The organism is Burkholderia sp. LS-044, from assembly GCF_004803625.1.
GTDB lineage: Bacteria > Pseudomonadota > Gammaproteobacteria > Burkholderiales > Burkholderiaceae > Burkholderia > Burkholderia cepacia.
In genome coordinates, this window is the sequence record NZ_SSWO01000006.1 from 230955 (window position 1) to 247003 (window position 16049).

Below are 16049 nucleotides of genomic sequence, written 5' to 3' on the forward strand. Positions count from 1 at the left end.
GCGATGGCGAAGATGATCGTGACCGCGATCGGCTCGGCGGGCGACGTGCATCCGCTGCTCGGCGTCGCGCGCACGCTCGCGGCGCGCGGTCACGACGTCGTGTTCTGCACGCACGCGCCGTTCGAGGCGGCCGTGCGCCATTGCGGGTTCGAATTCGTGCCGATCGGCACTGTGGCCGAATACGAGGCCGCGATGGCGAACCCCGCGCTGTGGGATTCGCGCACGTCGTTTCGCACGCTGTGGCAGGTGATCGCACCGACGCTGCGCCCGCACTACGACGCGCTGCGTGCGCTGGCCGACGGCGACACGGTGCTCGTCGGCACGCTGTGGGCGTTCTCCGCGCGCTTCATGCAGGAGCTGCACGGCACGCCGTACGTGTCGGTGCAGGTGTCGCCGTCGACGCTGCTGTCCGCGCATGCGCCGCCGACCCACCCGCGCCTGACGATTCCCGCGCGTTGGCCGCTGCCCGTGAAATCGGCGCTGATGACGCTGATCGAGCGCCAGGTGCTCGATCGCACATGCGGCCCCGCGCTCAACGCGGTGCGCCGCGATCTCGGGCTCGCGCCCGCGCGGCGCGTGCTGGGCCGCTGGCTGCATTCCACCGACGGCGTGCTGTGCCTGTTTCCCGGCTGGTTCGCGCCGCCGCAGCCGGACTGGCCGTCGAATCATCTGCAAAGCGGTTTTCCGTTGTTCAACGATATTGCGACTCCCGACGACGATGTGGCACTCGATGCGTTTCTCGCGGCCGGCGAGCCCCCGGTCGTGTTCACGGCCGGTTCGACACGCGTCGATCACGCGGCCTACGCGCGCGCGGTGGCGGACGCGCTGCGCGCGACCGGCGCGCGCGGGATCCTGCTGACGCCGCACGATGCGGCGCCGGACGGCGACCGTTTGCTCGTGCGCCGCTTCGTGCCGATGCGCACGCTGCTGCCGCGCTGCCGCGCGCTCGTGCATCACGGCGGGATCGGCACGGCGGCGCTCGCGTTCGAAGCCGGGATCGCGCAGGTCGTCACGCCGTTCGCGCACGACCAGTTCGACAACGCGCAACGGGTTGCCGCGAGCGGCTGCGGCGTGCGGGCCGACGGCCCGATCGACGGTGCGCGCCTAGGCGCGGCGCTCGCGCGCGTGCTCGGCGAGCCCGCGTTTGCGGCGCACGCGGCGCGTACACGCGCACGGCTGGCGGCCGAGCGGGACGGCTGCGCCGCCGCCGCCGATTTCATCGAGCGGTTCGCGCCGCCGCGCGGGCGGCCAGCCGCACGGCCCGAAGCCGCGGTGGCCGGCGCATGAGCACCGCGTCGCCGCTTCACGACGGGCCCGTCGCGGCGTCCACGTTCGATGCGCCGGCCCCGGCGTCGGAACCGGCCGCGCAACCGGTGCGCGGCATCCGGCTCGCGCTGCTGACGTTCGCGCTGTCGCTTGCGACCTTCATCGAGGTGCTCGACTCGACCGTGACGAACGTCGCGGTGCCGGCGATCTCCGGCAGTCTCGGCGTATCGAACAGCCAGGGCACGTGGGTGATCAGTTCGTATTCGGTCGCGGCCGCGATCGCGGTGCCGCTGACGGGCTGGCTCGCGCGCCGCGTCGGCGAACTGCGGCTGTTCGTCGGCGCGGTGCTGCTGTTCACGCTGACGTCGCTGCTGTGCGGGCTCGCGCGCGACCTGCACGTGCTCGTGATCTGCCGTGCGCTGCAGGGGCTGTGCTCGGGGCCGATGGTGCCGCTGTCGCAGACGATCCTGCTGCGCACGTTTCCGCCGGACAAGCGCACGATCGCGCTCGCGCTGTGGGCGATGACGGTGCTGCTCGCGCCGATCTTCGGGCCGGTGGTCGGCGGCTGGATCGTCGACAACTTCTCGTGGCCGTGGATCTTCCTGATCAACCTGCCGATCGGGCTGTTCTCGTTCGCGGTCTGCACCGCGATGCTGCGCCCCGACGCGCAACGCGGCACGGCCGGCCCGATCGACGTGCCGGGCATCGTGCTGCTCGTGATCGGCGTCGGCTCGCTGCAGGCGATGCTCGATCTCGGCCATGATCGCGGCTGGTTCGGTTCGCCGCTGATCGTCACGCTGGCGGTGGTCGCGGGGCTCGCGATCGTGTCGCTGCTGATCTGGGAGGCGGGCGAGGCGCATCCCGTCGTCGACCTGAGCCTGTTCCGCGATCGCACGTTCTCGTTCTGCGTGCTGATCATCTCGCTCGGGATGATGAGCTTCTCGGTGGTCGGCGTCGTGTTTCCGCTGTGGATGCAGGCCGTGATGGGCTACAACGCGTTTCACGCGGGGCTCGCGACAGCGTCGCTCGGCGTGCTCGCGCTGGTGTTCTCGATCCTCGTCGGGCTGCATGCGCACCGCTTCGACGCGCGCGTGCTCGCGACCTTCGGCTTCCTCGTGTTCGCGGCCGTGCTCGTGTGGGATGCGCATTTCACGCTGAAGATGACGTTCGCGCAGATCGCCGCGCCGGGGCTGATCCAGGGGATCGGGCTGCCGTGCTTCTTCATTCCGCTGACGGCCGCGACGCTGTCGCGTATTCCGGACGACAGGCTCGCCGCCGCGTCGAGCCTGTCGAACTTCCTGCGCACGCTGTCGGCCGCGTTCGGCACCGCGATGAGCGTGACGCTGTGGGACAACCGCGCGACCTATCACTACGACGTCGTGTCGCAATCCGTCACGCACGCATCGGCGAACACGCAGCGCTTCGTGCACACGCTGAACGCGATGGGCGTGGACGGCGTGCGCGAGCTGACGACGCTGCACCAGGTCGTGATGCAGCAGGCCTACATGATGGCGACCAACGACATGTTCTGGATGGCGAGCATGACGTGTCTCGCACTCGCGGCGATGATGTGGCTGACGCGGCCGAAGCGTGGCGCGGCCGCGTCGTTCGGGCATTGAGGAGAGGAACATGACGACACTCGGCGCACTCGTGATCCTGTATCACCCGAGCGACGCGCAGCTCGACGCGCTCGGCACCTGGCGGCACGCGTGCGATGCGCTGCTCGTCGTCGACAACACGCCGCAGCCCGATGCGCGGGCCCGCGAGCTGTGCGCGCGCGAGGGCATCGCGCTGCTGCATCACGGCAATCGCGGCGGCATTGCCGGCGCGTACAACGCGGGCCTCGCGGCGCTGTTTCGCGACCGCGTCGATGCCGTCGCGCTGTTCGACCAGGATTCGTCCGTGCCCGCCGCGTATTTCCCCGCGATGCGCGACGTCTGCGCCGGGCTCGCGGGGCGCGCGTTCCTGGCCGGCCCGCGCATTTTCGACGAGAACGCGCGCAGTTTCCTGCCCGAACTCTCGACCAACGGGATCGGGCTGCGCCGCTTACGTATCGAGCCGGGCGCGCCGCTGCAGCGTTGCGCGTTCCTGATCTCGTCGGGCTGCGTCGTGTCGCGCGATGCGTTCGACGTGCTCGGCCGCTTCGACGAGACGCTGTTCATCGATCACGTCGACACCGAGTACAGCTTTCGCGCACTGGCGCGCAACGTGCCGCTTTATGTCGTGCCGTCGCTGGTGCTGCCGCACCGGATCGGCGCGAAGCAGCGTCACGCGATCGGCCCGTTCGAAATGACGTCGATGAATCACTCGTGGCAACGGCGCTACTACAGCGCACGCAATGCGGTGCAGCTCGGGATGCAGTACGGGCTGCGCTTTCCGGTGGCGATCGTGCCGAACCTGCTGACCGTGTGGCAGGTCGTGCAGATCGCGCTCGTCGAACGCGACAAGCGGGCGAAGCTCGCCGGCATCCTGTTCGGCATCGCGGACGGCCTGTTCGGCCGGCTCGGCCCGCTCGAGCGCACGCGGCCGCGGCTGGCCGAGCGGGCGCGGCGCGTCGAGCGGCGCATTCAGCAGGGATGAGGAGCGAGATGCGGCGTGTGAAACAAGCAGCGGGTTGGGCGCATCGCGTGAAGGGCGGCGCGGTGATCGGTGCCGCGGCGGTGTCGCTGGCACTGGGCGGATGCGTGCCGACGGGCTTCCTGCCGTCGCTGTCGTTGCACGCGCCGGCCGACGATGCGCTCGCGCAGACGGCCGGCCCCGGCGTGAACGGCGCGTGGCCCGCGCCCGACTGGGTGAAGCAGTTGCAGGATCCGCAGCTCGACGCGCTGGTCGCCGAGGCATCGCAGAACAACCCCGACCTGCAGGTTGCGCAGGCGCGGCTGCGGATCGCGCAGGCGCAGCTTCAGCAGTTCGATTCGTTGACGGGGCTGACGGGCACGGCCGGCGCAACGGTCAGCCGCGCGCGGATGCCGAAGCCGGGCGACGACGTCGCCAACGTATCGGTCGGCGGCTATCGCGTGCCGGTCGAGATCTTCGGCGATCCGAACGTATCGCCGTCGTCGGTGTTCGTCGGGCTCAACTACCAGCTCGACCTGTGGGGCAAGAACCGCGCCGCGACGAAGAGCCTGATGTCGCTGCGTGAAGCGGCGCGGGTCGAGGCCGAGCAGGTGCGGCTCACGCTGGCGGTCGCGATCGTCACCGTATACTGCCAGCTCGACCAGGCCTATGCGATGCAGGAACTGCTGCAGCAGAAGCTGAAGGTGAGCCAGCGCGTGACGACCGTGCTGCGCGAGCGCACCGCGCGCGGGCTCGACAACGCGTACGACGCGAGCGATGCCGCGATCAAGCGCAGCAAGCTGCTCGCGCAGATCGCGCAGAACGACGAGCAGATCAAGCTCGCGCAACTGCAGCTCGGCGTGCTGTCGGGCCGCGGCCCGGAGCGCGGGCTCGCGCTGCAGCGGCCGCGCGTCGGCGCATTTGCCGGCGGCGCGCTGCCCGCGCGGCTGCCGGCCGGTCTCCTCGGCCGCCGGCCCGACATCGTCGCCGCGCGGTTGCGCGTCGAAGCCGCGTTCGCGAATGCCGATTCGACGCGTGCGCAGTTCTATCCGGACGTGAACCTCGTCGCGCTCGGCGGCGTGTTCGCGCTGACGCCCGCGTCGCTGTTCTCGCGCGACGCGCTCGCCGGTTCCGTCGGCCCGGCGATCTCGCTGCCGGTCTTCGATCGCGGCCGGCTGAAGGCGAAGCTCGGTGCGGACGTCGCGCAGGCCGACGTGGCGATCGGGCTGTACAACAAGACTGTCGACGACGCGCTCGGGCAGGTCGCGCAACTCGTCACGTCGCTGCAGACATCGCAGACGCTCGTCGCGCAGCAGCAGGATGCGGTCGCGGCCGCGCAAAAGATCGTGCAGATCGCGGCCGACCGCCACCGGCGCGGCGTGCTGATGCAGAAGGACGTGGATGTCGCGGATCTCACGCTGATCGACGAGCGCGCGCAGTTGATCGCGCTGCTCGGCCGGCAGCGCACGCTGCGTGTCGGGCTGGTCGGTGCGTTGGGCGGCGGGTTCGATGCGGGCGCGACGGTCGCGCAGGCGCCGGCCGCGCATCGGGCGCGTAGCGGGGCGGCGAAGCGAGGTGCGTCGACCGTCGCACCCGCCGCGCCCGCGATGGCGGCTGCGACCGCCACGACCGCATCCGCCGCGAACGCGAGCACATCGGTGGCGGGGCCGTCCGCCGATGCGCGTGCGCGGAGCGTGTCCGTCCCGCAGGTCGTCGCTGCATCGGATACCGGGGCCGCACGACGCGACGACGCGGCACGCACGCCGGCCGTCGGCGCGACGCCTCGCGGCACCCCCGTTCCCGCGCGCACGGCGGCCGCGACTCCGGCGCCGAGCCTGCCGGTCATGCCGCCGATCCCCCTGTTCCAGCACGATCGTCTGATCGTCACGCAAAGCGACTGATGCACCACGACAACCTACATACCGCCGCGCCGCCGGCCGCACTGAACGATCCTGCACTCGACGCGCGCCGCGCGACGCGTCGCAAGCGCTTCATCGTGTTCTTCGCGGTCGTGCTGGTGGCCGCGCTTGCATGGATCGCATACTGGTTGCTGAGCGATCGTTATTACGAAGACACCGACGATGCGTACGTCGCCGGCAGCATCGTCCAGGTCGCCGCGCAGATCCCGGGATCGGTGACCGACGTCGTGGTCGCTGATACGCAGGCCGTGCGCGCCGGCCAGACGCTCGTGAAGCTCGATGACACCGAGGCGTCCGTCGCGTTCGCGCAGGCGAAGGCGCAGCTCGCACAGGCCGTACGGCAGGTCGCGAACGCGAAGATCTCGAACACGATGTACGTCGAGGCCGTGAACGCACGGCGCGCCGACCTGTCGCTCGCGCAGCGCGCGTTTGCCGCGCGCTCCGGCGCATCGGTCGAGATCGTCGCACCCGAGGAGCTCGCGCGTGCACGGGCCGCGGTCGCCGGTGCGCAGGCGAATCTCGCGGCCGCGCAGGCGCAACTCGACGCGGCGCGCGCGCTCGGCACCAGGCTGCCCGTCGACGAAAACCCGGCCGTCGTGCAGGCGGCCGCGCAGTTCAAGCTCGCGTACCGCAACCTGAAGCGCACGACGATCGTCGCGCCCGTCGACGGCACGATCGGGCAGCGTTCGGTGCAGGTCGGCCAGCAGGTCGGGCCCGGCGTGCCGCTGATGTCGATCGTGCAGCTCGACCAGCTGTGGATCGAGGCGAATTTCAAGGAAGGGCAGATCCGCCACATGCGCATCGGGCAGCCGGTCGAGGTCGTGTCGGATCTCTACGGCTCGCGCGTGACCTATCGCGGCCGTGTGCAGGGCTTCTCGGCGGGGACGGGCAGCGCGTTCTCGATGCTGCCGTCGCAGAACGCGGCCGGCAACTGGATCAAGGTCGTGCAGCGCGTGCCGGTCGTCATTGCGCTCGAGCCGCGCGATCTCGCCGCGCATCCGCTGCGCGTCGGGCTGTCGATGCGCGCAACGGTCGACACGCACGACCGCAACGGCCACGCGCTCGACAGCGAGCCGCCGACGCCGGCCGTCAGCACGCGCGTGCACGACGGGGTGGCGAGCGACGCGGAAGCGGCGGCTGCCGCGATCATTCGCGAGAATCAGGGCGGGTAGCGCCTGCCCGGGAGAGGGGCGGCCGATCGCGACGACCGGCCCGCCCCCGCGCGTCACGCCGCCCGCGAAACCTTTCCATCGTTTCCCGCCCGACTTTCGCATTTCCGCCATCGATGTCGGCGCCGTTCAAACGCGTGTCGCGTTTGAGACATCGGCGCCCCTGCCTCCGGGACTACTCTCGAACAGCACGTTGCGCGTGCGCCGGATGGCGCCGGCGCGCCGCGGCGCCACCAACGAGACATGGAGACAATACGATGAGCAGCAATCGAGGTGTCGTCTATCTTGGACCGGGCCAGGTCGAAGTCCAGAAAATCGATTATCCGAAGATGGTCGATCCGAGCGGCCGCGCGATCGGCCACGGTGTGATCCTGAAAGTGGTCAGCACGAACATCTGCGGTTCCGACCAGCACATGGTGCGCGGCCGCACGACCGCGCCGGTCGGCCTCGTGCTCGGTCACGAAATCACGGGCGAGGTGGTCGAGATCGGCCGCGACGTCGAAACGCTCAAGCTCGGCGATCTCGTATCGGTGCCGTTCAACGTCGCTTGCGGCCGCTGCGCGATGTGCAAGGACACGCATACGGGCGTGTGCCTGAACGTGAACCCGTCGCGTGCCGGCGGCGCCTATGGCTACGTCGACATGGGCGGCTGGATCGGCGGCCAGGCCGAGTACGTGCTCGTGCCGTATGCCGATTTCAACCTGCTGAAATTCCCCGACCGCGACCAGGCGATGGCGAAGATCCGCGACCTGACCTGCCTGTCCGACATTCTGCCGACCGGCTATCACGGCGCGGTGAGCGCGGGCGTGAAGCCGGGCTCGACGGTCTATATCGCGGGCGCGGGCCCGGTCGGGATGGCGGCGGCCGCATCGGCACGCCTGCTCGGCGCGGCCGTGACGATCGTCGGCGACATGAACGCGGAACGCCTCGCGCACGCGAAGGCGATGGGTTTCGAGACGGTCGACCTGTCGAAGGACGCGTCGCTCGGCGAGCAGATCGAGCAGATTCTCGGTGTCCCCGAGATCGACTGCGCGGTCGACTGCGTCGGCTTCGAGGCGCACGGCCACGGCTCGTCGGGCCACGCGGAAGAGGCGCCGGCCACGGTGCTGAACTCGCTGATGGAAATCACGCGGCCGGCCGGTGCGATCGGCATCCCGGGCCTGTACGTGACGGACGATCCGGGCGCGAAGGACAAGGCCGCGCAGCACGGCAGCCTGAGCATCCGCTTCGGCCTCGGCTGGGCGAAGTCGCACTCGTTCTTCACGGGCCAGACGCCGGTGCTGAAGTACAACCGCAACCTGATGCAGGCGATCCTGTTCGACCGTCTGCCGATCGCGAAGATCGTCAACGTCGAAGTGATTTCGCTCGACCAGGCGCCGGAAGGCTACAAGAAGTTCGACGGCGGCGCGCCGCGCAAATTCGTCATCGACCCGCACGGGTTGCTGGCGGCGTGATGCGCTAGCGTTCGACGCGCGCAGCGCGTCACGCGAAACGGGCGGCACCGGAAACGGGTCGCCCGTTTTTGCCGAGGAAGCACGGGGAAGGGCAGGTTGCGCGCAGGTATCGCGCGGGCCGGAACGCTTGCGCACCGCCGATCCCGGCCGCACGGAATTGCTGCGATAATCGTCGCCCGTTCCCGACTCCATCGCGGCCGCCCGGCGCCAAATCCACGAATGGCCAAGTCACTTCCCCTCGCCGCGTTGCACACGTTCGTCGAAGTGGCGCGCTGCGCCAGCATGAAGCAGGCGGCCGACCAGCTCTGCATTTCGCCGGGCGCCGTCAGCCAGCACGTCCGCAATCTCGAGGATCGCCTTGCCGTGCGCCTGTTCGAGCGCACCGGCCGCGAGCTCGAGCTGACCGGCACGGGTCGCGCGCTGTTCGATCAGCTCGCCGGCGGCTTCAACGAGATCGAGGCCGCGTGGGCGAACGTGCACGGTGCCAATCGGCGCATCGTCCGCCTCGCCGTGACGACCACCGCCTCCTTCGCGAACACGTGGCTCGTGCAGCGCCTCGGCGCGTTCAATGCCGCATACCCCGAAATCGAAATCACCGTCGAAACGCGCGCGCAACTGGTCGACCTGCGTCGCGACTATGTCGACGTCGCGATCCGGCACGGGTTGGGCCATTATCCCGGGCATGCATCGTTCCGCATCTGGACACCCGAGCTGTGGCCCGTCTGCAGCCCGCAACTGCTCGATCCCGCCCGCCCGATCGCCACGCCGGCCGACTGCCTGTCGTATCCGCTGCTGCAGGACGCGGACCGCGCCGACTGGGCGCTGTGGCTGCGCGCGCAGGGAATCGAGGATGCCCGTGCGCCGCGCGGCGCGAGCTTCAGCGAGGATGCGCTGCTGATCAAGGCGGCGGTCGCCGGGCAGGGCATGGCGCTGGTGCGCGACATCTACGCGCGGGACGAAGTCGCGGCCGGCCGGCTGGTGCGCGTGCTCGCGCGGCCCTGGCCGACCGAACTGTCCTATTACGTCGTGTGCAGCGAAGCGCGCCGGCACGAATGGAAGATCGCCGCGTTCCGCGACTGGCTCGCGAGCGAGATCGGCGGTGGCGACGACGGCCCGCGCGATCTACTGGCGTGACCCGCGCACGGCGGCGGCCGCGAGTCCCTTGAGCTTGCCGGTCGCGAGCGCGGTGCCGAGCAGGATGATCGCGCACCCGGCGACCGTCTGCGCGGTGATCGTCTCGTGCAGGAAGATCGCGCCCCATACGACACCGAAGATCGGGATCAGGAACGTGACCGACGCCGCATATTGCGCGCCCGCATTGCGGATCAGCCCGAAATACAGCAGGTAGGCGACGGCCGTGCAGATCGCGCCGAGCAGCACCACCGCGATCCACGCGGACGCGTGAACGGGGCCGTGCGGCCACATCGGCAGCGCGAGCGGCACGAGCGCGACCGCCGCGAACACCTGGCTGCCGAACGCCGACACGAACGGCCTGACATTCGCCAGCTTGCGCTTCGAGTAATGCGCGGCGAACCCGTACGACAGCGTCGCGAGCATCGCGGCGGCGATCGCGCGCGGTGCGCCGGGCGTGCCGGCGCCGACCGCGGAGCCGGCGAGCACGACGACACCGGCAAAGCCCAGCGCGAGGCCGATCGCCTGGGGTTTCGTCAGCGGTGTACGCAGCCATGCGAATGCGACGATCGCGGTCCACAACGGTGTCGTCGCATTCAGGATCGAATCGGTGCCGGCCGTCACGAACAGCGCCGCGTAGGTCAGCAGGCAGAACGGCAGCGCCGAGTTCGCGATGCCGACGACGAACAGCGGCACGACGTGCGAGCGGAATTCCTGTCGCGCCTGCGCGTTGCGCAGCACCGGCGACAACAGCACGGCCGCGATCGCGACGCGCAGCGCGATCAGCGGGACCACGCCGAATTCCGGTGCACCCATGCGCATGAACAGGAAGGACGCGCCCCAGATGGCAGCAAGGGTCACGAGCTGTAGTGCATTCATCGACGACTCCGTTCGGTGGATCGGGTGAGTAGCCGGAACGCGATACGCGCCGGCGCGGGCGAATGATCCATTGAATGTCACGCGTGCGTCGCGGCGCAAACGAGGTTTTGCGAGGGGCGGTTTAGAAAAATGAATCGACGCAAGCGTGCGCACGGACGGCGCGTGCGCGCTCAGTGGCCGCGATAGAGCTGGGCGAGTTGTGTATTGCTGGCGGTGGTGGTGCGTCGCGCACGCGCGGTGTGTGGGGTGTGTGCGCTCACTCGGTGGAATGTGCGGGCGCGATGCGCGGCATTGCGACCGGCTTTCGGGTCGGCGACCCGAACCGTGGTGGCGGCATGCGGCCGATCGGGTGCACGGATGGCCGGCGCGGCCCGCGCGACTGTGGTCTGGGCGGCTTCGCCGCCATCCGGGCTGCGCTGTCGCGCGGCCGCCACCTGGGTTCCATCAGTCGAATGAAACGGATAGGCGGGCGCCGGCAGGACCGGCAGCACGGGATCGTTCGACACGTACGCACCCGCATCGCTCGCCGTCGCGCCCGATATGTTCGAGCCGCGACAGACCGGATCGGCATTGCACGTCCGGTCGACCATCACGTAGCCGCCGACCAGCAGCACGAGCGTCAGGATGCTCAGGATCGGCGCGCTCGATGCGCGCGGCCGCCGGAACGCCGCGTTGCGAAGCGTCCGCGCGACGCGCGACGACCACGTATCGAAGCGCTGCACCGCGTGCATGGTATGCGCGTCGTCCGGCGTGCGGCGAACCGGATCGAACGGCCAGTTCCACTGGCCGCACACGGGGCAATGCTCGAGCGCGCGGAAGGCCACGAAGCCGCATTCCCTGCAGCGGCAGCCGGCAGTGCGCCGCGCGTCGGCTCGCGCGTTCAGGATCGCGCGCCAGTCGTCGCGTGCGCGGAACGTCCGATTGGGCAGGACTCGCATCGCCGGAAGCGGGCAGGCGCCGTCAACGAGGCGAACGTTCGCCGGTCGACATGACGCTTTCCTGCAAGGCAACCGATCGGCCCGTGCCGGAATCCGGCGGCGCGTGCATCGTCGACGGTCGTGCACATGCGGTGCTCATGGGATTCTCCGTGACGTCGGGTGAGCGGAGCACGTTCTTCCGCGGTTACCTTCCGCTTCATTCTTGGTCGCCTGCGTGTGAAACGCAATGCGCAAAAAGGAGCATCGCGACGTGCACGTTTCGTGCTATCCGTCCTGCCGCTGCCGGGCCGCGAGCGTCCCGATGGTCTCCATCGCGTGCTCGACGGCCGGTGTCCACGGCCGGCCGTAATTGAGCCGAAGATAGCGGCGGAATCCGCCGGTTGCGGAAAAGATCGGCCCCGGCGCGATGCTGACGCCGTTTTCCATCGCATCGTCGAACAGGTGCATCGCATCGACGCGCGGCGGCAGTTCGATCCACAGGAAATACCCGCCGTGCGGCGCGAACACTTCGGTGCCGTCCGGAAAATACGTCTGCACGGCCGCCAGCATCTGCGCCTGGTGCGCGGCGAGATTGCGGCGCAGCTTGCGCAGGAAGCGGTCGTACGCACCGTCGCGCAGGTAGTTCGAAATCGCCATCTGCGCGGGCACGTCGGCCGCCGGCGCGCTCGCGCCTTTAGCCTGACGGATCTGCCGCACGTAGCGTCCGGCCGCGACCCAGCCGATCCGGAACCCGGGTGCGAGGCATTTCGAGAACGAACCGCAATGCAGGACGAGCCCGCTGTCGTCATACAGTTTGGCGGGGCGCGTGGGTGCCGTTCCGAAATGCAGCTCGCCGTAGACGTCATCCTCGATCAGCGGCACGCCGCGCGCCGTGAGCAGGTCGATCAGCTCGCGTTTGCGCTCGTCGGTCAGCGTCGCGCCGGTCGGGTTGTGGAACGACGTCATGAACCAGCATGCCCGCACCGGATGCGTATCGAGCGCCGTTTCGAGCGCATCGAGATCGAGGCCGGTGCGCGGGTCGACCGGAATCTCGACGGCCTTCAGGTGCAGGCGCTGCACGGCCTCGAGGGCCGCGTGGAATGCCGGTCGCTCGATCGCGACGATATCGCCCGGGCGGGTCAGTGCCTGCAGGCTGAGCGTCAGCGCGTCGAGCGCGCCGGTCGTGATGACGATCTCGTCCATCGGCAACGCCGCGCCTGCGTTCAGGTAGCGCAGCGCGATCTGGCGGCGCAGCGTGTCGTAGCCGGGCGGCAAGCCGGACAGCAGCGCCGTGCGATCCATGTTGCGGGCCGCCGACGCCATCGCGCGCCACAGGCTGCTCATCGGGAACAGGGAATAACTGGCGAAGGCCGAGCCGAGCGGAACAATCTCGTCGCGTTTGAGCGAGTCGAGCAGGCGGAACAGCACATCGTCGTCGCCGGTTGGTTCGGCGGCCGGCTTGCGCGGCGGATCGTGGGCGAACCGCACGCGCTTGTCTTCGAGGTTCGCAACGAAATAACCGGATCGGGCCCGCGCGACGATCAGACCCTCGCCTTCGAGCGCGTAGTACGCGCGAAACACGGTGGACGGGCTCACGCCATACACGCGGCAGGCCATGCGCACGGTGGGGATGCGCGCACCGGGCGGCAGGTCGCCGCGGTGGATTGCGTCGGCGATCGTTCGTGCGAGCACAGCGTATCGCTTCATGCCAGCCCTCCGCCCGATCGGGGCCTTGCCGAAAAAGAGTAGCACGGCACCCGTCGCGTGCAAGCGCGCCCCCAATTGCTGATCCGCATGTTTTTGCCGGGCTCTGATTCTTTTCTTTCGTCTGACAAGCCGGCATGCTCTCGAGCAATCTGCGTTCCCGATGTCCGACCGACCGGAATCGACGCTGCCCGACGGCGGATTCCAGGCCCGCGCACATCCTGCGCGGGACCTTTTCTGCGGCGTCACAACCTTGCCCGGAATCATTCAGCGTGAAATTGAAGACTCTCGTCGCCGGCCTCGTGGCCGGCATCGCCCTCAACCTGTCGAGCGGCATCGCAACGGCCGCCTGCATCAGCAATCCCGCCGCCCAGCCGAACGCGACGTTCCCCGCCGCACTGACCGGCAAGCTCGTCTACCACAGCTACGTGAAGTACGGCGACGGCACGAGCCAGCTGTTCCTCTACGACTTCTCGGCCCATACGCTGACGCAACTGAGCAAGAGCACGTGGGGTATCACCGATCCGATGAACGGCGTGTTCAGCCCCGACGGCAAGTGGCTCGCGTTCATGGGCATCAGCAACGGCGCATGGAACGTGTTCATGCTGCAGCTCGGCGCCGGCACGCCGCCCGTCAACCTCACGAACAGCACGGGCGCCACGCGCAACGAGGATCCGAAGTTCAGCGCCGACGGCAAGACGCTCGTGTTCAAGCAGAACGGCGACGTCAAGCAGGCGACGCTGTCGTACACGAGCGCGGGCCCGGCGTTCACGTCGGTCGTGAGCCTGACGAACGCGCCGGCCGGCGCCGAGTATTCGATGCCGTATCTCGCGCCCGATTCGAGCGCCGTGTACTACGCGACGGGCACCGGCGCGAACATGGGGCTGATGAAGCGCACGCTCGCGACCGGCGCGACCGCGACGTTCGACAATCCGGCCGGGCTGCAGACGTACTACCCGATCGTGCGTGCGGACGGCATGGTGTTCTACGCGCGCTGGAAAGACAGCGGCCAGGCCGACCAGATCTATACGAAGACCGCGGACCCGGCGTCGACGCCGAACGCGTTGCCGATCAACGACTGCGTGAGCAACAACTCGGATCCGGCACCGGTGAACGGCACGAACTACGTGTTCTTCTCGTCGACGACGGCGGGCGGTTATCAGCTCTACGTCGGTGACGTGACGACCGGCCAGCGCTGGAGCCTGTCGCAGTTCGGCGTGAATGCCGACACGACGAAGGCCAAGCTCGGGGCGAGCTATTACGGCGGCCCGGCCGCCGCGCAGCCGGTGCTGCTGTCGCAGGGGCATCCGGCCGCTGCGTCGGCGAGCTACAACGCGTCGCTCACGCCGGACAAGGCGTTCGACGGCAACACCACGGGCACGCGCTGGGATTCGCCGGAAGGCGCCGGTGTCGGTTCGCAATGGATCTCCGTGGATCTCGGCGCGGTGAAGCGCATCGATCACGTCGATCTGTACTGGGATGCGGGCGCGCTCGCTTATCAGATCCAGACGTCGAACGACAACGCCAACTGGACGACGATCTATTCGACGAGCAACGGCGGTTCATATACCCACGTCACGCTGCCGAATCTCAACGGCAGCGGTCGTTACGTGCGGATGCTCGGCACGAAGCGCGCGACGCAGTGGGGATACTCGCTCTACGAAATGCAGGTGTGGGGATCGTAAGCGCAAAAGAAAAAACGGCCTTCGAGGCCGTTTTTTTCATGCGTCGATCACAGCGACGCTCACGCATGCAGCACATGCGCCGGGAAGGCGGGGCCGGCGCTCGCCGCGCCTTGCGCGAGCGGCGCGACCTGCTTGCGACGCTCCCTTGTCGGCGCGACGCCGAACGCGTCGCGATAGCTCTTGCTGAAATGGCACGCCGACTGGAATCCGCACGCCATCGTGATGTGCATGATCGACATGTCGGTCTGCAGCAGCAGTTCGCGCGCGCGGCGCAGCCGCAGCGTCAGGTAGTAGTGCGTCGGCGTCATGCCGAGGTGTTCGCGGAACAGGCGCTGCAGTTGCCGCTGCGACATGTTCGCGAGCCGCGCGAGCTCCTCGCGCGACAGCGGCTCCTCGATGTTGTTCTCCATCAGCGAGATCACTTCGAACAGCGACTTGTTCGCCGAGCCGAGGCGCGCGACGAGCGGCATGCGTTGCTGCGCGCTCGTGTCGCGCACGTGTTCGACGATGAACTGCTCGGCGATCTGCGTGACGCGCGCGGTGCCCACGCGCGCGGCGATCAGGTTCAGCATCATGTCGAGCGGCGCGACGCCGCCCGTGCACGTGATGCGGTCGCGGTCGATCACGAACAGTTCCTTCAGGAAGCGCGTATCCGGAAACTCCTCCTTCAGCGCCGACATGTTCTCCCAGTGGATCGCGCATGCGTAGCCGGCGAGCAGCCCCGACTTCGCGAGCGCATAGGTGCCCGTGCACAGGCTGCCGAGCGGGATGCCCGCGCGTGCGAAGCGGCGCAGCGTCGACAGATGGGCGGGCGTGGTCGCGCGTTGCACGTCGACGCCGCCGCACACGAACACGATGTCGGGCTGCCCCACGCATTCGGCCGGGCCCGTATCGACCGTCAGGCCGTTGCTCGCGGTGACCGGGCCGCCTTCCGGGCTGATGACCGACCAGCGGTAGAGCGGCTGGCCGCTCAGGTAGTTCGCCATCCGAAGCACCTCGATCGCATTGGTGAACGCGATCATCGTGAAATTCGGTAACGGCATGAACGCGAAGTGGGACAGCGACGCTGTGCGGTCGGGGGACATGGGGAGCTTCCTGAAATCTCTAATAGCTATAGGCCCGGGGCACGGATCGGGCTGCGGTATTGTGTGAGCCAGCGCAACAAGCGTGCCATACGGCTAAACCCTAGCTCCATACGTTGTATGGCTGAAAGCCGCATGCTGCACTGCACCGTATTCGTGATGCAGTGCACCCCGACCGGGCGGCAATCGCACCGCCGGCGTGCCTGTTCATAGGTGAACCGTCGACGGCGATTTGCTTGGTCATCCGAAAAAGCACGACCGGTCACTTGTATAAAACGGACGCGGAT

Annotated in this window: 12 protein-coding genes; 8 read left to right on the forward strand and 4 right to left on the reverse strand. The window is 68.8% G+C overall.

The genetic code is table 11. From position 1 onward, the window contains the following. The first annotated feature begins 3 nt into the window (after positions 1–3). The 7 genes from E9536_RS17990 to E9536_RS18025 all read left to right on the forward strand — a co-directional run bounded on the left by E9536_RS17990 (position 4) and on the right by E9536_RS18025 (position 9498). Positions 4–1287: a nucleotide disphospho-sugar-binding domain-containing protein gene (locus E9536_RS17990; protein WP_136470319.1), complete on the forward strand. Its 1284-nt coding sequence runs from the start codon at positions 4–6 to the stop codon at positions 1285–1287. Then, positions 1284–2885 carry a DHA2 family efflux MFS transporter permease subunit gene (locus E9536_RS17995; RefSeq protein ID WP_136470320.1) on the forward strand — a complete coding sequence of 534 codons (1602 nt, stop codon included), beginning with the start codon at positions 1284–1286 and terminating at the stop codon, positions 2883–2885. The genes E9536_RS17990 and E9536_RS17995 overlap by 4 nt, the downstream gene beginning before the upstream one ends. A 10-nt stretch (positions 2886–2895) precedes the next feature. Beyond that, entirely contained in the window at positions 2896–3846 is a 951-nt protein-coding gene (locus E9536_RS18000) for a glycosyltransferase family 2 protein (RefSeq protein ID WP_060173708.1), read from the forward strand. 8 nt (positions 3847–3854) lie between these two features. After that, entirely contained in the window at positions 3855–5723 is a 1869-nt protein-coding gene (locus tag E9536_RS18005) for an efflux transporter outer membrane subunit (RefSeq protein ID WP_136470321.1), read from the forward strand. Continuing rightward, a complete protein-coding gene (locus E9536_RS18010) occupies positions 5723–6913 on the forward strand; it encodes an efflux RND transporter periplasmic adaptor subunit (RefSeq protein WP_136470322.1) in 1191 nt (396 codons plus the stop codon). Before E9536_RS18005 ends, E9536_RS18010 begins: the two co-directional genes overlap by 1 nt. 254 nt (positions 6914–7167) lie before the next feature. Then, positions 7168–8364: a formaldehyde dehydrogenase, glutathione-independent gene (fdhA, locus tag E9536_RS18020; RefSeq protein WP_027789739.1), complete on the forward strand. Its 1197-nt coding sequence runs from the start codon at positions 7168–7170 to the stop codon at positions 8362–8364. 219 nt (positions 8365–8583) lie between these two features. Continuing rightward, positions 8584–9498 carry a LysR substrate-binding domain-containing protein gene (locus E9536_RS18025; RefSeq protein ID WP_059698444.1) on the forward strand — a complete coding sequence of 305 codons (915 nt, stop codon included), beginning with the start codon at positions 8584–8586 and terminating at the stop codon, positions 9496–9498. Here E9536_RS18025 and E9536_RS18030 read toward each other — a convergent pair. The 3 genes from E9536_RS18030 to E9536_RS18040 all read right to left on the reverse strand — a co-directional run bounded on the left by E9536_RS18030 (position 9487) and on the right by E9536_RS18040 (position 12998). Further along, on the reverse strand, positions 9487–10374 hold the full coding sequence (locus tag E9536_RS18030; RefSeq protein WP_136470323.1) for a DMT family transporter: 888 nt from the start codon (positions 10372–10374) through the stop codon (positions 9487–9489). The two genes, E9536_RS18025 and E9536_RS18030, sit on opposite strands and share 12 nt — an antisense overlap. 170 nt (positions 10375–10544) lie before the next feature. Then, positions 10545–11312 carry a hypothetical protein gene (locus tag E9536_RS18035; protein WP_136470324.1) on the reverse strand — a complete coding sequence of 256 codons (768 nt, stop codon included), beginning with the start codon at positions 11310–11312 and terminating at the stop codon, positions 10545–10547. A 264-nt stretch (positions 11313–11576) separates the two neighbouring features. Beyond that, positions 11577–12998, reverse strand: a complete 1422-nt coding sequence (locus E9536_RS18040) for a PLP-dependent aminotransferase family protein (RefSeq protein WP_060173703.1) — start codon at positions 12996–12998, stop codon at positions 11577–11579. A 269-nt stretch (positions 12999–13267) separates the two neighbouring features. Here E9536_RS18040 and E9536_RS18045 point away from each other — a divergent pair, with 269 nt between their 5' ends. Then, the gene (locus E9536_RS18045) at positions 13268–14680 is read left to right on the forward strand and encodes a discoidin domain-containing protein (RefSeq protein ID WP_060206640.1); all 1413 of its coding nucleotides are present in this window, start codon (positions 13268–13270) and stop codon (positions 14678–14680) included. 59 nt (positions 14681–14739) lie between these two features. Here E9536_RS18045 and E9536_RS18050 read toward each other — a convergent pair whose 3' ends face one another. Further along, positions 14740–15765 carry a GlxA family transcriptional regulator gene (locus E9536_RS18050; RefSeq protein WP_027789733.1) on the reverse strand — a complete coding sequence of 342 codons (1026 nt, stop codon included), beginning with the start codon at positions 15763–15765 and terminating at the stop codon, positions 14740–14742. Between the last annotated feature and the right edge of the window lie 284 nt (positions 15766–16049).